The sequence below is a fragment of the Desulfolutivibrio sulfodismutans DSM 3696 genome, from assembly GCF_013376455.1.
In the GTDB taxonomy this organism is placed as follows: domain Bacteria; phylum Desulfobacterota; class Desulfovibrionia; order Desulfovibrionales; family Desulfovibrionaceae; genus Desulfolutivibrio; species Desulfolutivibrio sulfodismutans.
Genome location: NZ_CP045504.1, coordinates 4,120,125 through 4,137,280, shown reverse-complemented (window position 1 = coordinate 4,137,280; position 17,156 = coordinate 4,120,125). Strand labels below are relative to the sequence as shown.

Annotated in this window: 15 protein-coding genes; 9 read left to right on the top strand and 6 right to left on the bottom strand. The window is 66.1% G+C overall.

Features of this window, described 5'->3' with window-relative positions; all coding sequences use genetic code 11:
- Nucleotides 1-16 precede the first annotated feature (16 nt).
- The gene (locus GD606_RS18805; RefSeq protein WP_163303612.1) at nucleotides 17-1,258 is read right to left on the bottom strand and encodes a type II secretion system F family protein; all 1,242 of its coding nucleotides are present in this window, start codon (nucleotides 1,256-1,258) and stop codon (nucleotides 17-19) included.
- A gap of 124 nt (nucleotides 1,259-1,382) precedes the next feature.
- On the opposite strand from GD606_RS18805, the gene GD606_RS18800 reads away from it, so the two are divergent.
- Nucleotides 1,383-3,830, top strand: coding sequence for a tetratricopeptide repeat-containing diguanylate cyclase (locus GD606_RS18800; RefSeq protein WP_163303512.1), 2,448 nt, complete (start codon nucleotides 1,383-1,385; stop codon nucleotides 3,828-3,830).
- A gap of 34 nt (nucleotides 3,831-3,864) precedes the next feature.
- On the opposite strand, the gene GD606_RS18795 is transcribed toward GD606_RS18800, so the two are convergent.
- Nucleotides 3,865-4,386, bottom strand: coding sequence for a hypothetical protein (locus GD606_RS18795; protein WP_163303513.1), 522 nt, complete (start codon nucleotides 4,384-4,386; stop codon nucleotides 3,865-3,867).
- A gap of 355 nt (nucleotides 4,387-4,741) precedes the next feature.
- On the opposite strand from GD606_RS18795, the gene GD606_RS20825 reads away from it, so the two are divergent.
- Complete coding sequence (locus GD606_RS20825) at nucleotides 4,742-4,867, top strand: hypothetical protein (protein WP_281362016.1); 126 nt, start codon at nucleotides 4,742-4,744, stop codon at nucleotides 4,865-4,867.
- A 435-nt stretch (nucleotides 4,868-5,302) separates the two neighbouring features.
- Nucleotides 5,303-5,971, top strand: coding sequence for a cyclase family protein (locus tag GD606_RS18790; protein ID WP_163303514.1), 669 nt, complete (start codon nucleotides 5,303-5,305; stop codon nucleotides 5,969-5,971).
- Nucleotides 5,972-5,982: 11 nt separating this feature from the next.
- On the opposite strand, the gene GD606_RS18785 is transcribed toward GD606_RS18790, so the two are convergent.
- Complete coding sequence (locus tag GD606_RS18785) at nucleotides 5,983-7,824, bottom strand: NHL repeat-containing protein (protein WP_163303515.1); 1,842 nt, start codon at nucleotides 7,822-7,824, stop codon at nucleotides 5,983-5,985.
- A 448-nt stretch (nucleotides 7,825-8,272) separates the two neighbouring features.
- A complete protein-coding gene (locus GD606_RS18780) occupies nucleotides 8,273-9,217 on the bottom strand; it encodes a radical SAM/SPASM domain-containing protein (RefSeq protein WP_163303516.1) in 945 nt (314 codons plus the stop codon).
- Nucleotides 9,218-9,669: 452 nt separating this feature from the next.
- On the opposite strand from GD606_RS18780, the gene GD606_RS18775 reads away from it, so the two are divergent.
- The 5 genes from GD606_RS18775 to GD606_RS18755 all read left to right on the top strand — a co-directional run bounded on the left by GD606_RS18775 (nucleotide 9,670) and on the right by GD606_RS18755 (nucleotide 15,218).
- Nucleotides 9,670-10,464 (top strand): ATP-binding protein, encoded by a 795-nt coding sequence (locus GD606_RS18775; protein WP_163303517.1) that lies wholly within the window; start codon nucleotides 9,670-9,672, stop codon nucleotides 10,462-10,464.
- Entirely contained in the window at nucleotides 10,446-11,711 is a 1,266-nt protein-coding gene (locus GD606_RS18770) for an NAD(P)/FAD-dependent oxidoreductase (RefSeq protein WP_163303518.1), read from the top strand. Before GD606_RS18775 ends, GD606_RS18770 begins: the two co-directional genes overlap by 19 nt.
- A gap of 43 nt (nucleotides 11,712-11,754) precedes the next feature.
- A complete protein-coding gene (locus tag GD606_RS18765; RefSeq protein WP_163303519.1) occupies nucleotides 11,755-12,288 on the top strand; it encodes a 4Fe-4S dicluster domain-containing protein in 534 nt (177 codons plus the stop codon).
- Nucleotides 12,289-12,305: 17 nt separating this feature from the next.
- Nucleotides 12,306-14,186, top strand: a complete 1,881-nt coding sequence (cooS, locus tag GD606_RS18760) for an anaerobic carbon-monoxide dehydrogenase catalytic subunit (RefSeq protein WP_163303520.1) — start codon at nucleotides 12,306-12,308, stop codon at nucleotides 14,184-14,186.
- 246 nt (nucleotides 14,187-14,432) lie between these two features.
- A complete protein-coding gene (locus GD606_RS18755; RefSeq protein ID WP_163303999.1) occupies nucleotides 14,433-15,218 on the top strand; it encodes a tetratricopeptide repeat protein in 786 nt (261 codons plus the stop codon).
- A 127-nt stretch (nucleotides 15,219-15,345) separates the two neighbouring features.
- Here GD606_RS18755 and GD606_RS18750 read toward each other — a convergent pair whose 3' ends face one another.
- A complete protein-coding gene (locus GD606_RS18750) occupies nucleotides 15,346-15,840 on the bottom strand; it encodes a hypothetical protein (RefSeq protein WP_163304000.1) in 495 nt (164 codons plus the stop codon).
- Nucleotides 15,841-16,020: 180 nt separating this feature from the next.
- On the opposite strand from GD606_RS18750, the gene speG reads away from it, so the two are divergent.
- Nucleotides 16,021-16,566 (top strand): spermidine N1-acetyltransferase, encoded by a 546-nt coding sequence (gene speG, locus GD606_RS18745; RefSeq protein WP_163304001.1) that lies wholly within the window; start codon nucleotides 16,021-16,023, stop codon nucleotides 16,564-16,566.
- Between the two features lie 327 nt (nucleotides 16,567-16,893).
- Here the strand turns inward: speG and GD606_RS18740 are convergent, their stop codons facing one another.
- Nucleotides 16,894-17,127: a hypothetical protein gene (locus GD606_RS18740; RefSeq protein WP_163304002.1), complete on the bottom strand. Its 234-nt coding sequence runs from the start codon at nucleotides 17,125-17,127 to the stop codon at nucleotides 16,894-16,896.
- Nucleotides 17,128-17,156 lie beyond the last annotated feature (29 nt).

Here is a 17,156-nt window from a genome sequence, read left to right as displayed (position 1 = left end):
CGTGTTTGCTTCCGGTTTATCCGATGAGGCTGCTTATTTCAAATATGGGGAGCAGAACGGCCACCACGATGAAGCCGACCACCATCCCCAAGGCCAGAATCAAGAGCGGCTCGAACAGGGCCGAAGCCATGGCCAGACGGCTTTTGACCCCGTCCTCCATGATGTCCGCCGCCTTTTTGAGCATGCGGTCAAGGGCCCCGCTTTGCTCCCCGGCGGCGGCCATCTGGACCAGGAGCCCGGGAAATCGCGGTTTGCCGCCAAGGGCGGCGGCCAGGCTCATGCCCTCGCCCACCTCCCGGCGCACGTCGACCAGATCGCGCTCCACCAAAACGCTGCCCGTGGCCTTGGCCACCACGTCCAGGGCCCGGATGATGGGCAGGCCGTTTTCCAGCACGGACCCAAGCGTCCGGGCGAAGCGGACCATGGCGTAGCCCGACATGATGCTCCCCAACACGGGGAAACGGAACAGGGCGGTCTCGCACACCGGGCGTCCCCGGGGGGAACGCCAGGACCGCCACAGGCCGAACCAGCAAAGGGCCGCCCCGATCAGAAGCAGGGGCCAGTAGGATTCGATGAAGGAGCTTACGGCCATGAGGATCACCGTGGCCTGGGGCAGATCGTGTTTCAAGTCGGTGAAGATGCGGGCCACGTTGGGGATGACGTAGGCCATGAGAAACCCCACCACGCCCACCCCGACGACCAGCATCAGCCCCGGGTAGGCCAGGGAGGCCATGATCTTGCGCCGCAGGGCCTGCTGCTGCTCCATGAGATCGGCCATGCCGGACATGACCGTGTCCAGGGCCCCCGAGGCCTCGGCCGCCCGGACCATCCCGGCCTGGGCCGGGGTGAAGGCCCCGGGCTCCTCCAGCATGGCCGCCGACAGGCTCGACCCTTCCTTGATGCGTTCGCAGACCTGGGAGAGCACCCGGAAAAGGGCCTTGGAGGTCGTCTGGCCGCGCATGAGCTCCAGGGCCCGAAGCAGCGGAAACCCCGCCCCAAGCAGACCCGAGAGCTGGCGCATGGCCACGGACATGTCCTCCCCGGACACCCGGCGGCGAAAAAGGGCCAGGGAAGCGGGACGCTCGCCGTCGCGAGTCGCTTCGGACTCCGAACCGGCGGATGCGCCCTCGCGCAGACCGGTGGGATACAGCCCCCCGGCGCGCAGTTTCCGCTGGGCCTCCTGGCGGCTGTCGGCGCTGACGATGCCCCGGCGCGCCTTGCCCTGGGCATCGATGGCCGTGTAGTCGTAGACCGGCACAGCCGCGTTCTATCCGTTTCCCCCGCAGGCGGCAACATCCCCTTGCCCTACCCTCCCTCCCCGGCGGGCGCGAAAATCCCCTTCCCGCTTGTTTTTCAGCGGTTTCGGGGCTAGGGTCGGGAACATGCGCAGGCAATGGGAACTTCTCGACCTGGACCGGACGAAACTCGCCCGCCAAGACCTCATCACCTTCGAACATTTTCTCAAAGACGCCCTGTCCCCGTTTTTGCCGTTTAAGACCTACAGCCTCTATTTCCCGCAATCCCTGTCTGCGGAAACGGCTGCATCCTTCGGGCCGGACCTCGACCAGGCCGCGCATCTGCCCGAGGAGGGCCGGGTGCTTCTGCCCCTGGCCGCCGAGGGTGAGCTTTTGGGAATTTTTGTGGCCAAGGGGGTGCGCATGGCCGCCCCGCGCACCCAACTGGCCGCGCTTCCGGCGGCGGCGGCCATGTGCCTGGAGCAGATCCGCCTGTACAAGGCGGCCGTGACCGACCAGATCACGGGCCTTTTCACCCTGCCGGGGCTGACGGCGGCCATGGAGCGGGAGATCGACCTGGTGCAGGACCGCATCCTGCCCGGTTCGGCCAGCTATTTCGACCCCAACCTGACCGGCGTGCGCGGCTGCTTCGGGCTCATCCTGGCGGACATCGACTTTTTCAGCTGGGTGAGCCAGCGGTACGGCTTCGTGTTCGCCGAGTCGGTGCTGGCCCGCCTCGGCCGGGACATCGGCCGGGAATGCCCCCAGGGAGGCCTTGCGGCGCGCATCGGCGACGACGTGTTCGCCCTGTTTCTGCCCGGGGCCACCCCGGCCAGGACCAGGGAAACGGCCGAGGCCGTGCGCGCCGCCGTCAAACGCCTGCGCCTGGAATACGGCGTCACGGGCGAGACCATCACCCTGACGGCCAGCGCCGGGTTCGCCAACTACCCCCAGGACGTGCGCGGCGGGCAGTTCGTGGCCCCGGTGGCCGAGCAGGCCCGGATCATGCTCAAAAAGGCCAAAAAGGCCCTGTCCGCAGCCAAAGACCTGGGCCGGGACCAGACCATGCCCTTTTCCCGGGTTCTGGCCGAGGGCGGCATGGTCCTGGAGACGCTGCCCCTTGGCCGGGTGACCGTGAGCCTGGGCAAGTCCGTGGACGCCGAGGGCGGCCAGCGTTTTCTGGTGTGGTCGCCGCGCTACGAAAAAACGGCCGAGATCAAAAAATCCGACGACCGCCGCCTGCTTGGCCGCTATCCGACCATGATCAAGGGCGAGCTGGCCCTTATGGACGTGCGCGAGGACATGGCCTTCGCCGAGATCCTGCACACCAGCGACCCTTCCTGGACCATCGACCCCGGCGACCGCCTCATCCTGGCCCCGGACGCGGCCTCGGCCGACGATCCATGCGCCCCGGGCAATGACGCCGCCCGGCCGCCGCGCAAGGAGGCCATCAGCGGACTTTTCGGCCACCGGGATTTCCCGCGTTTCCTGAGCGCCGCGCGCGAAGGCGTGCCGCGCTTCTGCCTGGTCCTGGCCCTTTTGCCCGACGCCCCTCCGGACGAGGTCTCGCGGCCCGGCCGCCATGTGGAATCCGACATCCGGGAGGTGGCCGCCGTCATCAAGGGGCTTTTCGGTCCCGGGGCCGAGGGCGGCCGCTACAGCACCACCCGGCTGGTGTTCTACCTGCCCGGACGCGAACCGGCCGAGGTCATGGAGCCGTTGTCCGACGCCCTGCTCAAGGTCCGGGAGCGGCTGGGCATCGAGATGGCCGCCGGGGTGGCCGGATATCCGTTTTTGACGTTTTCCAAGGCCGACGCCATGGAAAACTGCCGCAAGGCCCTGGACCACGCCCTGCTTCTGCCCACGCCGCCGCGCATCGCCGTGTTCGACTCCATCTCCCTGACCATCAGCGCCGACCGGCTCTTCGCCCTGGGCGACATCTATGCGGCCATGGAGGAATACAAGCTGGCCCTTCTGGCCGACGAGGCCAACACCCTGGCCCGCAATTCCCTGGGCATCTGCCTGGCCAAGCTGTGCAGCCTGCCCCAGGCCAAGGCGGAATTCGAGCGGGTCATCGCCCACGACCCCAAAAACGCCATGGCGCTGTACAACTACGGCTGCCTGTGCCGCCGCCTGGGGGAAAACGCCCTGGCCCGCAAGGCCTTCCAGCGTTGCCTGAAACGCAACCCCGACGATGTGTTCAGCCTGCTTCGCCTGGGCCGTATGGCCGAGGAAGGCAAACGGTTCGCCGACGCCCTGAAATATTACAAACGGGCCGAGGGCCTCCAGCCCGGGGTGGGCATGCGCCACATGGCCCGGCTGGCCGTCAAGCGCAAGGAGCCCGAGACGGCCCGGGAATATCTGCATCAGGCCCTGGTGCATGACCCCAAGGACGCCTTTTCCTTAAGCCTCATGGCCCGCCTGTACCTGGACGGCGGCGAAGACCCGGCCATCGCCGAGGCCATGGCCCGGCAAAGCGTGGCCCTTCGCCCGGAGCGCAAGGAGTTCTGGGGCGTGTTATCCCGGGCGTTGGCCGCCCAGGGAAGAACCGACGAGGCCAACGCGGCCCTGGCCCGGGCGGACGGCGCGGCCTAGGCCCACAGGGGCTGCCCGGGAGAAGCCCCGGCGGCTAGGAAAGGGTCTTTTTGCCGCGCCAGGGCTTGAAGACCGATACGAAAAGCGTCACGACCAAAAGCCCCACCTGGATGCGCCCGAAGACCGCGTACAGCCGCTCCAAACGCTGGTATCCGGCGTCGGCCAGGGCGGCCAGGCCCATGTCCCGGGACATGTCCATCACGGCCACCTCCCATTCGCCCAGGTAGAAGGTGCCGAAAAGGATGCACCCCACGGTCACGATCCACTTGAAGATCATCCAGCCCTGCTCGAAAAACCCCCAGCGGGTGAAGAGGCCGTAAACGAGCCCCGTGGCCAGGCAGCTCATGGCCCCCATGGCCACCACCACCCCCATGTCCACCACATGGATGGCCCGGTTGACGCCATAGAGCGCCCCGCCGCCAAACGCCCCCTCGCCCAAGCCATCCTTGCCCATGGACAACAGGCACAGGGCAACGCCGCCGCCCACCCAGCAGGCCACGGCCAGAAGATGCAGCCCCTTGAGCCATTTCAGTCCCGTCGCCGACAGCTTGTACATGCTCCTGCTCCTTTCTGGGGGTCTTCCGGGCGTGGCGATCATGCGATCCAGGCCGGAAAGACGGCGCGCCCGATCCGCATCCGCAAATCCCGCAAAGAGTACGACGTTGTTGGCCGCGCGGGTCCGGGAAAAATCCGTGGCCGACAGCCGTGCCGCATCCGTGGGAAACAAAAGCTACGCGCCGCTGCTTCAGGCGTGTCGGATTGCTGCCTGGCGATGCCTGCCCCTGAAATGCAGCCAGCCGTGTAAACAACACCCCCAGAGCGAAAAAAGGCCATACAGAAGGCCCGTTATCAGGCAGCCTGCGGCCCCCAGGACCACCATCGCCGCCATTCTCGCCGAGCCGACGACCCGATTGACGCCGTACGCAACCCCGACGCCCGCCGACCCGACTACCGGATCGGCCTCTCCCGTGGCCAAAAGCCACAAGGCCATCGTCCCTCCCACCCAGCAGGAGGCGGCCAGCATGGACACCCCCTGAAGCCGCATGCGGCATGTTTCCAGAAACGTAGACATCATCCGGCTCCTTGCCCGCTCCCCGCGGCGCGACCCCGCGCCGGGCAGGCGGCCCTTTCGGCGTCGCCGTCTGGCGACTGGGTCCGCCTGGCGCGGCATATTCATACGCTGCTTATTGTTGCTATAGCAATATTTGTCAAGACACGAGTTAACCCGCTATTTTTTAAACTTTTCAGCGTCGACCATGCGGGCCGGGGCGGCCCGACCGTGTGCAGAGGCAGGCAGACGGCGGCAGGCCTCGCGTGGGGCAGGTTGTGTTTTCACCACCCGGCGGACTATCATTGTCCGGGCGGCCCCGGGCCGTCCCAACGCGCACGAAACAGCGGCCGCCATGCCGTCTGGAGTCCGTCCTGTTCCCTGCCTGTTCCGAACGTCCCAATGCGCACGAAACGGAGGCCCCATGCCCGCCCCCTGGATCGATATTTCCCGCCCCGTGCATCCGGGCATGGCCGTGTGGCCCGGCGACCCGGCCACGCAGTTCGACCTCGTGCAGGATTTGGCCAAAGGCGACGCCTGCACCGTGACCCGGCTTTCCATGTGCGTGCACGCCGGGACCCATCTGGACGCGCCGTCGCATTACCTCCCGGGAGGGCCGGACATGACGGCCATGCCGATTGAGACAGGGATAGGCGAGGCCCGGGTCATCGGCATCGAAGACCCGGTGGCCGTCACCGCCGCCGAGCTTACGCGGCACGACATCCGGCGCGGCGAGCGGCTGCTGTTTCAGACCGCCAATTCCGCGCGGCTGGCCGGACCCGGCCCATTCGCCGAGGATTTCACGTATGTCGCCGCGGACGCGGCGCGGTATCTGGCCGAAAAAAAGGTGCGGCTTGTCGGGGTGGACTATCTGTCCGTGGGCGGGTTTCACGACGACGGCGCGGCCACGCACCGGATATTGCTCGAAGCCGGGATATGGCTCCTGGAGGGACTCGATCTGTCCGGGCTTTCGCCCGGGCTCGTGGAACTGGTCTGCCTGCCGCTCAAGCTTGTGGGGACCGAGGGCGCGCCAGCCCGGGCCGTCGCCCGGCAGTTGGCGAGGACTGTGGCCCGGCACGCCCCCGGGGGCTGACGTCCTTTTTCCTACTCGTTCAAAAGCAACAACATATTCGTGGCTGGGCCAGCCCCCGACGCAAACGACACCAACTGCACCCGGTTGTTGCGGGCCTCGCTCACGTACAGAACCCCGGCGGCGTCCACGCCCACGTAGGTCGGCACGTTGAACTGCCCGTCGCCGCTGCCGAGCGACCCGTAGGCATCCACGAACCCACCCGCCGTGGTGAACCGCTGGATGCGGTGGTTGCCCTGGTCCGCGACCACCAGCCTGCCTTCCCTGTCCACCGCGACGCCCGCCGGGGATGACAACTGGCCCTCCCCGGCCCCCTCCGTGCCGAAGGCAGCCAGGAACACGCCGTCGGCGGTGAACTTCTGGATGCGGTCGTTGCCCCGGTCGGCCACGTACACGTTTCCCGAGGCGTCCACGGCCACATCGCGCGGCATGTTGAAATTCCCCTGACCGCTCCCGTTGCTTCCCCAGGCCGTGGCCGTGGGAGAACCCGATCCGAAGACGAGCTTCTGCATGCGGTTGTTCCCGCTGTCCGCGACATAGACGGTGTTTTCCCCGACCAGGGCGATGCCCGTGGGCAGCCAGAACTTCCCTGCGGCGCTGCCCGAACCGCCATACTGGGACAGGTAGTTCCCGGCGGCGTCGAAGATCTGCACCCGGTGGTTGTTGGTGTCCACGATATGGACCTTCCCCGAAGGGGCCACGGCCATCCCCGAGGGCCCGTCGAGCTGGCCGTCGCCCGAACCCGCGCTCCCCCAGACCTCGACGAAATTCCCGGCCGCGTCGTAGCGCTTGACCCGGTCGTTTTTGGTGTCCGCCACCAGCATGTGCCCCGAGGCCTGAAAGGCCGCCTGGCCCGGCTGGCTGAAGCGCAGGTCGTCGTTGCCGCAGGTTCCGTAGACGGCCTGCACGGTTCCGGAGGCGTCGAACTTCTGGATGCGGCTATTGCCCGTGTCGGCCACGTACAGATATCCCGAGGCGTCCAGGGCCATGCCCGTGGGAGAGGACAACTGTCCCGCGCCGAGCCCCTGGGTTCCCCATTTGCCCAGGAAGGTCCCGATCGTGTTGAACCTCTGGATGCGGTGATTGCCCGAGTCCGAGACGAAGACGTTGCCGCTGCCGTCCACCCGGGTTTCCGTGGGCTGGTTGAACTGGCCGTCGCCCGTGCCGGTCGTGCCCCATTTGGTCATGAACGTCCCGCCCGAGGTGATCTTTTGCATACGGTTGTTGCCCGTATCGACATGGTAGTAATACGTCCCGCCGGGGAACTGCACGCCCAGGCCCCGGGGGGCGTTGAACTGCTTGTCGCCCGTGCCCGCCGAGCCCCATTTCCCCGCGTAGCTGCCGTCGCTGGAATAAAACCGCTGAAAGCGGTTGTTGCCCGAGTCCGCCACCACAATGTGGCCCTGGCCGTCCCGGGCCAGCCCCATGGGCGCGTCAAGCTGCCCGTTGCCCGTCCCCGGCGAGCCGATCACGGCCACGAACGTCCCCGCGGACGTGAACTTCTGGAGGCGGTCATTGCCAGTATCGGCCACGTACACGTTGTCTGCGGCATCCAGGGCAAGGCCCGAGGGGGTGTCGAATTGGCCGTCGCCGGTCCCGGCCGAGCCGAAGGACGTCAGAAACGCCCCGTTCGCGTCGAACTTCATGATCCGGTTGTTGCCCGTGTCGGCCACGAAAAGGTTGCCCACGGAGTCCACCCACACCGCCTTGGGCTGATAAAAGGCCTGATAGGCGATGTCCCCCGGGGGGAAAAAGCCCACGGTGCGGCCTGCGGCGGCCTGTGCTGCGGCGACGCCGCAGCACAGGCACAGGGCCAGGACTGCGCATACCGTCTGGAGTCGTCGGGAAGCGTCCATATCCATTCCTCTCTGGTTTGGATGAGGGTTCTCGGCCAAGGGCATGCCGCCGGGATGTCAGGCACAGCCTTCACAGACGTCCTGCAGATCACGGGAACGAAAAATTTTCTTGAAAATAATAGTCTTTGAAAAAGAAGAACATCTCGCGAACAGAAAGACTCAATCGTCCACCTGATAGATCAGAAATGAAAAGGATGTGCAAGCCTTATTTCGGAATACTCCATCGCCTGGTTTTCATTTCGGCGTTGCGGATCTTCCGCATCCACAACCATCCTAAAATTGCCGATAAAATCATTTTTACTTGAGCATGCGGCGATGTTCCGATGCAATTTTATATATCCCGAAAAATATGCGAAATTCGCCAGCCACCCATGGCGATGTTGCGGCCAGCAGACGCCAGACACAAGCCCTGCGCCAGCGCCATACCCAACGGTCTGCCGCCCGGCCCTTACGCCTCTTCCCCGCGTCCCGGAGGAGCAAAAAAACCCGAACAGTTCCGGCACAGTTCGATCTCGCCCTGGCGGCCCTCCCGGAAGAGCCCAAGCCAGTCCTGCCGCGCCGGATGCCCCGCCAGGGCTCGGAAATCCTCCGTCAGTATGGAGCCAAAGACCCCCCGGGCGTTCAAATCGTTGCAGCACACCGTCACCGACCCGTCCGGCAGCACCACCAGATTGCGCGACAAGAGAAAACAGGCCTCGCCCGACCGACTGGCGGCCGTGGCCCGGTAGCTGGCGTCGTCGATGCCGAGTTCCCGGCTGCCGTCCCAGTTGTGGGGCGGGCGCAGGCTGACCTTGTCGAAGGTCTGGGCCAGGGCCACGAACTGCGGCGCGAACGGTCCATCCGGGAGAAGCTGCGGAGGCATGACGCAGATGGCCTCGGTGCGCACCGGGTGGCCGTGTTTTGCGTTCAGGCGCATGAACGCGGCCACGTTTTTGGCCACCGTGTCCCATTTCGCCCCCCGCCGCATATGCTCGAAGCGTTCCGGGCTGCCGCCGTCCAGGCTCACCCGCAACTGATCCACGGCCCGGCTGGCGAGGATGTGCCGCGATATCTCAGGGGTTAGCAACATGGCGTTGGTCAAAAGCCCCACCACGGCCCCGGCCCCAAGCCGCTGCCGGAACGCGGCGATGATCGCCAGCATGCCCGGCAGGTCGGGATGCAACAGCGTCTCGCCCCCGTTATGCAGGTCCAGGCGGCGAAGATTCGGCAACTGCCCGGCAGCCAGAAGCCCCATGACCCGGGAAAGCGTGGCCGGTTCCATGATGCGCCGTTTCTTGCGATGATCCAGGGAGCAGTGGCGGCAGCGCAGGTTGCACGAGGAATTGAATTCCAGATTGACCAGGGTGATGCCCGCTGCTGCGTCGGACATGCCGTCCGCCTCCGTATGGCCCATGCCTGGCCTCCTCCTGCAGGGGCGACATCCGTAGCGCCCACTGCGTCAGAAACGATATTGCCGAGCCTTCCTGGCGGTTGCGCCCACAGATGCGGATGGCCTGCACATGGCGAAAGCGACATGCGCCATACGGTATTTTTCCCATGAAAGCACCCTCTTGCCTTTCATGGCGCACGCCGCCTGTCAAGACAGCACGGCCAGAACCGGCCGGTCCTTCTTCTGATGGCGACGCCTTGGGCCAGGCAACATCGTGTCCTGCCTCGTTACAAAATGCACAGAGTCCGTTCCTCCCTGCCAACCAGCATATATTTTCCCATATCATGACACGCAAAATACACGTTTCACATTCTGCTTCGCCAGCCAAAAAATCACTCATTGACCCCGCCACGTCCAGGGGATAGCTTTCTACAGTCGGAAAAAACCCTTTTGCCCGCATGTGGCCGGAGGCGTGTATGAAGCTGGCCGTGGCTGGAAAAGGCGGCGTAGGCAAGACCACCATCGCCGCCTGGCTCGGCGACCGTCTGGCCCGGCAGGGTCGCGACACCTGGCTTGTGGACGCGGACACGGCCTTGTCCCTGGGCGCGGCCATGGGACTTGCCCCAGGAGACATCCCCGCCCCGCTCATCGGCGACGCCGAGCTGATCCGGCGTCGGGTAGGCTCGGGCATGATCAGCCTGACCCCCGAGGTGGCCGATCTGCCCGAGCGCCTGAGCGTGAAGGCGGGTCTGGCCCGGCTTCTGGTCATGGGCTCCGTAGCCGGGGCCGGGGGCGGCTGCGCCTGCGAGGCCAATGCCCTCTTGAAGGCCCTTCTGGCCCATCTGGTCCTGGACCGCGACCAGTGGCTGGTGGTGGACCTGGAGGCCGGAGTGGAGCACCTGGGCCGAGGCACCGTGGCCGGGGTGGACGGGTTGGTGGTGGTCAGCGAGCCGAGCTTCCGAGGCCTGACCGTAGCCGCCCGGGTGGCCGCCATGGCCGCCGAACTGGGGCTTTCGCGCCAGGTGCTGGTGCTCAACCGGGCAACTCCGGGCGAATCCCTGCCGGACATTCCCGGGCTGCCGCCCCTGGCCGCAACCATCCCCCCCCTGCCCGGTCTCGCCGCCCGCCAAATGGGCAACCCGTCGGTTTTGGGGCTTCCCGAGCAATCCGACATCGACGCGGCCATGAACGACATCCTGGCCGCCCTGGCCGCCCCATTCCCGGATCAACCGCAACACCCGAGGTGTGTGCCATGCGCTACGTCGTCGTAGGACTGCATGCGGCCGGACGAAGCGCCTGCGCCTATTTGCGCCGGGCCGATCCCGCCGCCGAGATCGTGGGCGTGGACCCGGCGCCCCTGCCGGTCTACGCCCGGCCGCTGATCAGCTACGCCCTGGCCGGGGAGATGCCCCCCGAGGCCATGACCGTGGCTGACGACGCCTTTTTTCAGTCCCTCGGGGTCACGCTGGCCCGCGAGCGGGCCGTGGCCCTGGACGTCGGCCGTGGCCTCGTGGGGCTGGCCTCGGGCCGCGAGGTCGCCTTCGACCGGCTGCTTCTGGCCTGCGGGGCCGGGCCGCGTCCGGCCGGGGTCTCGGGCCCCCTGTGCCATGAGATCTGCTTTTTCCGGGGCCGCACCGATCTGGCCCGGGTCATGGACCGGGTGCGCCCGGGGGGCGTGGCCGCCGTTTTGGGCGGAGGCCTGGTGGGATTTAAGCTGACCATGGGGCTTTTGGCCCGGGGCATGGCCGTGCATCTCGTCGTCGCCTCCCCGCGCCCCCTGGCCCTCAACGTGGACGAATACGTGGGCGACTGGGTGGGGCGGCGTCTGGCCGACGCCCCGGGCGTGACCCTGCACACCTCCACCTCGGTGCGTGAGGTTGAGGCGGGCACGGCGCGGCCCCTGCGCCTGCGTCTGAACACCGGGGAGAGTCTGGAGGTCGATCTGGCGGCGGCCGGAAAGGGCGTCATCCCCCGCATCCAGTGGCTTGCGGACAGCGGCCTGGACCTGGACCAAGGCGTTTTGGCCGACGGATACTTACGCACCGCCGACGAACGCATCTACGCCGCCGGGGACGTGGCCCAGGTTCCGGACATGGTGCACGGCGACGCGCGCATCAACGCCGTGTGGCCCGTGGCCGTGGAACAAGGCCGGGTGGCGGCCCTGAACATGGCCGGGGTGCGGGCCGCGTATCCCGGAACCCTGGCCCAGAACGCCATTCCGGTCTTCGGCTCGCGCATGATCTCCGTGGGCGCGGTCAACCCGGCCTTTACGGCCGGGGCCGAGTCCGTCGTGGCGGACGGCCCCCGGGGATCGTACCTCAAACTGGTCTTTCGCGACGACCGGATCATCGGCGCCGTGGGCCTGGACGCCCCTCCCCGGCTGGGGGAGCTGGCCTTCGCCATCCGGCGGGGCCTGCGGCGTCGGGACATCCCCGACTTCTGGCTCGACAACCCGAAAAACGCCGCCCCCCTGGCCGCGCCGGGCGGCGCACTGACCGGAAACGCGCGGCTTGGCTGAACCCGGGCCGCCTTACCGGCCCGTGTCACGCGAAGGAGGATCCATGCTGAAAAAAACCGTCATCGTCCGGCCGGAGCTGTGCGTGGGCTGCATGCAGTGCATGATCCGCTGCGCCGAGGCCCACTCGCAGACCAAGGCCCTGGCCTCGGCCATCCGCGAGGACATCCTGGCCAAACCGCGTATCCACATCGGCGTGGGGCCGGAGAAAAAACCCTTTCCCAACAAGTGCCGCCACTGCGAGCCCGCCCCCTGCCAGGAGGCGTGCATGCCTGCGGCCATCCGTTCGGACGTGGCCGAGGGCCTGAAAATCGTGGACCCGGCCCGGTGCATCAGCTGCGGCATGTGCGCCATGGCCTGCCCCTATTACGTGATCCGCTTCTACCGGGACAAGGACGCACCCGGGCATCCGTCCGTGGCCGTCAAGTGCGACGGCTGCTTCGAGCGGGTGGCGGCCGGGGACGTCCCGGCCTGCGTGGCGGCCTGCAAGACCGGGGCGCTAACCTTCGAGGACGTGAACCTGTACCTCAAGGAAGGAACCAACCGTCTGGCCCACGCCGCCTACGGCGTGCGGTCCTGACCGACATGGGGGAAACCATGGCCAAAAAAGATCTCACTGCCTATTCCATCTGTAGCGACGCCCGGGCCATGATCAAAAAGGCCCGGGAAGACGGGGTGGAAACCGTCTGGGACCGTCTGGAGGAACAAGAGCCCCAGTGCGGCTTCTGCGAACTGGGACTGTCGTGCCGCAACTGCATCATGGGCCCCTGCCGCATCGATCCCTTCGGCAACGGCCCCAAACGCGGGGTCTGCGGGGCCGACGCCGACGTCATCGTGGCCCGCAACTTCGGCCGCATGGTGGCTGCCGGGGCCGCCGCCCACTCGGACCACGGCCGCGACCTGGTGGAGACCCTGCACGCCGTGGCCCAAGGCCAGACCACGGACTACGGCGTCCGCGACGAGGCCAAGCTTCGGCGCATCGCCGCCGAGGTGGGCCTTGAGGTCGAGGGAAAGGACGTCAAGGCCGTGGCTGCCGCCCTGGCCGACCAGTTCTATGAGGACTACGGATTTAAGCGCGGCTCCATGTCGTTTCTCGGCCGGGTTCCGGCCAAGCGCCAGGAGGTGTGGAAAAAGTTCGGCATCACCCCCCGGGGCATCGACCGCGACGTGGTGGAGATGATGCATCGCACCCACATGGGCGTGGACAACGACGCCGTAAGTCTGTGCCTGCACGCCGCCCGCCTGTCCCTGGCCGACGGCTGGGGCGGCTCCATGATCGCAACCGAGCTCTCGGACATCCTCTTCGGAACCCCGGCCCCCGCAACCGCCAAGGTCAACCTGGGGGTGCTCAAGGCCGACCATGTGAACATCCTGGTGCATGGCCACAGCCCCATCGTCTCGGAGATGATCCTGGCCGCCGTGCGCGACCCGGGGCTTATCGCCAAGGCCAAGGCCGCCGGGGCCGCCGGGATCAATCTGGCGGGGCTTTGCTGCACGGGCAACGAACTGCTCATGCGCCAGGGCATCCCCATGGCCGGAAACCACCTCATGACCGAACTGGCCATCGTCACCGGGGCCGTGGAGGTCGTGGTGGTGGACTACCAGTGCATCATGCCCAGCCTCGTCACCGTGGCCGGGTGCTACCACAGCCGCATCGTCACCACCTCGCCCAAGGCCCATTTCACCGGGGCCACGCATGTGGAATTCGACATGCATAACGCCCGGCAAAAGGCCATCGAGGTCGTGGAGCTGGCCATCGAACGGTTCACCGCCCGGGACCAGGGCCGGGTGGACATCCCGGGCGAACCCGTGGACATCATGACCGGCTTCTCCAACGAGGCCATCCTCACGGCCCTGGGAGGCTCGGCCGGGCCGCTCCTGGACGCCATCAAGGCCGGGCAGATTCGCGGGGCCGTGGCCGTGGTGGGCTGCAACAACCCCAAGGTGAAGCACGACTACCAGAATTCCAACCTGATCCGGGAATGCATCAAGCGCGACCTGCTGGTCCTGGTCACAGGCTGCGTCACCGTGTCCGCCGGAAAGCAGGGGCTGCTCATGCCCTCAGCCGCCGATCTGGCCGGACCCGGGCTGTCGGCCGTGTGCAAGGCCCTGGGCATCCCGCCGGTCCTGCACATGGGAAGCTGCGTGGACAACTCCCGCATCATCCAACTGTGCGGCATGCTGGCGAATGCTCTGGGCGTGGACATCTCGGATCTGCCCGTGGCCGCGGCCGCGCCGGAATGGTATTCGGAAAAGGCCGCCACCATCGGCCTGTACGCCGTGGCCAGCGGTGTGTTCACGGTCCTTGGGCTGGCCCCGCCGATTCTCGGCAGCAAGGCCGTGACCGATCTGGCCGTGTCGGGCCTGGAAGGCGTGGTCGGGGCCACGTTCGCCGTGGAGGGCGACCCGGTCAAGGCTGCGGAGTTGATCGACGCCCGGGTGCGGGCCAAGCGCAAGGCCCTGGGACTGACGCCGTAAAAAGACGTGCGGGGGGAGGCTTTGCCTCCCCCCGCGCCCCCCGCCACCAGGGGACACGGCCCCCTGGACCCCGCGCAACCTTCGCCCTGACGGGCGAAGGATCGATGGGGTTTTGCCATCCGATACCACGTTCCCTTCTTTTCACAATCCTGATATAAACATGCACAGATTGTCCGTCCGGCAGACTCCACGGTCGGCACGTTGCAACGCCGTGCCTTTGCAACTCCACACAAATCAAGGACTCACATGGACAGCAAAGCCGACGAAGCCGCTTTCCAGGTCGCCGTCTCGGACAGGGAGCAGTCAAAAATCGGCACGGGCGACACGACCAGGACCGTGGAACGCAGCATCTACTATTACGCCCAGCGCACGCCGGACGGCGGCATCGCCATCCAGCCGCTAAGCGCCTCCTTCCTCCCGGCCGGAGAGAAAACCCCCATCGATCAAGCCATGTTCATCAAGCGATTCCGCCCGGAACCGCTGATCTATTACAACAAGGTCAAACCGGCCCTGGAGGCCGTGGCCAGGGAATTGAAGAAAGGCGACCGGCATCTGGCGGCAGGCCGCCTGGAGAAGGCCGAGGCGTCCTTTAAAAACGTGCTGGTCGTGGACGCCGATAACATCCGGGCCATCTTCAGTCTGGGCATCACCTATCTGGAGGGGGGACACACGGACGAGGCCGGGGACATCTTCAACAAGATCATGTCGCTGGATCTGGCCTTCGAGCCCGAGCACGTCCACCTGTTCAACGAATTCGGCATCCGCATGCGCAAGTCGGGCATGCTGGACAAGGCGCTCACCTATTACCGCAAGGCGGTAACCTTAAATCCCGACGACGAGCATCTGCTGTTCAACATGGCCCGCATCCATTTCGAATCCGAGGACTATCCGGACGCGGGAGAATTTCTGCGCCGGGCCCTGGAGATCAATCCCGGGTTCAGGATCGCCTCCAAAATGCTTGCGGCCGTGGAGAAGGTAACGGCCCTGGCCGCGAAAAACGTGCCCAGGGACACCAGCCCGGACGGGGAATGAACCGTTTCCGTCCGGCCATGGGGCCGGGCCGCACAGCGTTTTCCAGGGATCACGGCAGGCCGTCCCCCGCCTCGCCCTCCAGGCGGCGCAAGGCCGCCTGCTCCAAGGCCTCCCGCCTGGCCGGGGCTCAGGGGACAAGGCCTCCCGCGCCCTGCTCCTCCATGCGGCGCAGGGCCGCCTGCAGGGCGTAGCTCCAGGCCGCCTGCTCCAAGGCCTCGCGACGCCCGGCAGGAACCCCGGCCAGGGAGGCCATATGCTGGCACGCCCCATAGGCCGTCTCCGCCACCTGCCGCACGTCGCCGCCATGGGCCGCCAGCCCGGCCACATTGCGCTCGATGCAGCCCCGGTAGCTGGCCAGCCACCGCTCGCCCTGCCGGGGATCGGCGGCATGGGCCGGGGGCTGTCCGGGAAGCGCCGCCTGCGGCCGGGGCTGGGCCATGGTCTGTTCCTGGTTCGGCACGGAAACCGGAGGCTGGGCCAGGGCCGTCCCCTCCAAAATCGCCAAGGTGGCGCACGCCCACAGCGCCAGCCGGGCGAAACGCCGCCCCCCGCGTGCCGGGAACCGGTTTTTCCGCCGCCCGCCGCCCGCTGCCTGGGACGCAGGGCCTTTTCCATACGGCATCGTTCCAACTCCTTTGTCCGGCGCGGCCCGAACCCTCTGGCCGCTTGTGCGGACACCCGTTTTGTGCTTCAAGAAAGGGGCCTGACGTCAGGCCGGGGGTTGCGCCGCCTCACCGACCCTGGACAATCCGCTTGAGCGCCATTTCATCCCACCAGAATCATTATGGAACCGAGGCGTAAAATGAAACCGAAACTCACATTACGCGCCCTGGAGCGAAGCGATCTGCGCTTTGTGCATCATCTCAACAACAACCGGAACATCATGTCGTACTGGTTCGAGGAGCCCTACGAATCCTTTGATGAACTTGAAGAACTGTACAACAAGCACATTCACGACAATGCGGAGCGCCGGTTTATCGCCGAAACCGCCGACAAGGAACCCGTGGGGCTCGTGGAGCTCATCGAAATCAACTCCATCCACCGAAGCGCTGAATTTCAAATCATCATCACCCCGGAACACCAAGGCCGGGGGTTTGCCCGCGATCTGGTCAACAAGGCCTTGGACTATTCTTTCAGCATCCTGAACTTGCATAAGATATATCTGCAAGCAGCCACGGACAACGACAAGGCCATCCATATTTATAAAGAATGCGGCTTCCTCGAAGAGGGACACCTTGTCGAAGAGTTCTTCAGCAATGGAAAATATACGGATGCGGTACGCATGTACATTTTGCAGGAGACGTACTTGAAGACTGCGAAATCCACGCCTGAGGGAGACGCTGCCTAAAAAAGGACACGCCCGTCCCGATGTGACAGGGGACTCCAGGCGTTTCCGGATTTTCCATGGACAGCCCCGACAAGGATCATGCTCTCGCCCCCAGGCGCACCCAGCCCGCGACCATGCACCCGACCACCTCTGGCGTAACCGCCCCACCATTTCCCGAAGAAAGGTCCGTGGCCGCCGGAGACCGCCGCCCACGCGCAGCGAAACGGCGGCAGTCCTCGGAAACGGCAGGAAATTGGTTCTCCGCAAGGCCGCCCCAGGTGCAGAAAAAAACATCAATTCAAGGCGTTGCCGCTGGTCAACCCATAACGGAACAGACCGAACGCAGTTCTAGGCGTCCCGAAAATGGTCGGCGATGATCTGCGCGTCCACGGGACGCGAGGCCACGCCCAGCTCCCTGGCCTCGCCCTGGCAGACGAAACCGCCCCCGGCCATCTTCACCGTCCCGGCCGAAATGGCCGGGCCGTAGGGCATCTGTTCGCGCATCTCCTCAAACTCGATGCGGTGCGGGAAGATCATGGGCACGGGCTTGCCGGAAAAATCCTCGAAGATGATGTACTTCATGTCGCGCTCTCCGTTGGTCGCTTCCGCCC

Bases quoted from the DNA above. Each gene is read 5' to 3' on its own strand.
- GD606_RS18800 (WP_163303512.1), top strand. From the start codon at position 1,383: ATGCGCAGGCAATGGGAACTTCTCGACCTGGACCGGACGAAACTCGCC.
- GD606_RS18795 (WP_163303513.1), bottom strand. From the start codon at position 4,386: ATGTACAAGCTGTCGGCGACGGGACTGAAATGGCTCAAGGGGCTGCAT.
- GD606_RS18790 (WP_163303514.1), top strand. From the start codon at position 5,303: ATGCCCGCCCCCTGGATCGATATTTCCCGCCCCGTGCATCCGGGCATG.
- GD606_RS18785 (WP_163303515.1), bottom strand. From the start codon at position 7,824: ATGGACGCTTCCCGACGACTCCAGACGGTATGCGCAGTCCTGGCCCTG.
- GD606_RS18780 (WP_163303516.1), bottom strand. From the start codon at position 9,217: ATGGGCCATACGGAGGCGGACGGCATGTCCGACGCAGCAGCGGGCATC.
- GD606_RS18775 (WP_163303517.1), top strand. From the start codon at position 9,670: ATGAAGCTGGCCGTGGCTGGAAAAGGCGGCGTAGGCAAGACCACCATC.
- GD606_RS18770 (WP_163303518.1), top strand. From the start codon at position 10,446: ATGCGCTACGTCGTCGTAGGACTGCATGCGGCCGGACGAAGCGCCTGC.
- GD606_RS18765 (WP_163303519.1), top strand. From the start codon at position 11,755: ATGCTGAAAAAAACCGTCATCGTCCGGCCGGAGCTGTGCGTGGGCTGC.
- cooS (WP_163303520.1), top strand. From the start codon at position 12,306: ATGGCCAAAAAAGATCTCACTGCCTATTCCATCTGTAGCGACGCCCGG.
- GD606_RS18755 (WP_163303999.1), top strand. From the start codon at position 14,433: ATGGACAGCAAAGCCGACGAAGCCGCTTTCCAGGTCGCCGTCTCGGAC.
- GD606_RS18750 (WP_163304000.1), bottom strand. From the start codon at position 15,840: ATGCCGTATGGAAAAGGCCCTGCGTCCCAGGCAGCGGGCGGCGGGCGG.
- speG (WP_163304001.1), top strand. From the start codon at position 16,021: ATGAAACCGAAACTCACATTACGCGCCCTGGAGCGAAGCGATCTGCGC.
- GD606_RS18740 (WP_163304002.1), bottom strand. From the start codon at position 17,127: ATGAAGTACATCATCTTCGAGGATTTTTCCGGCAAGCCCGTGCCCATG.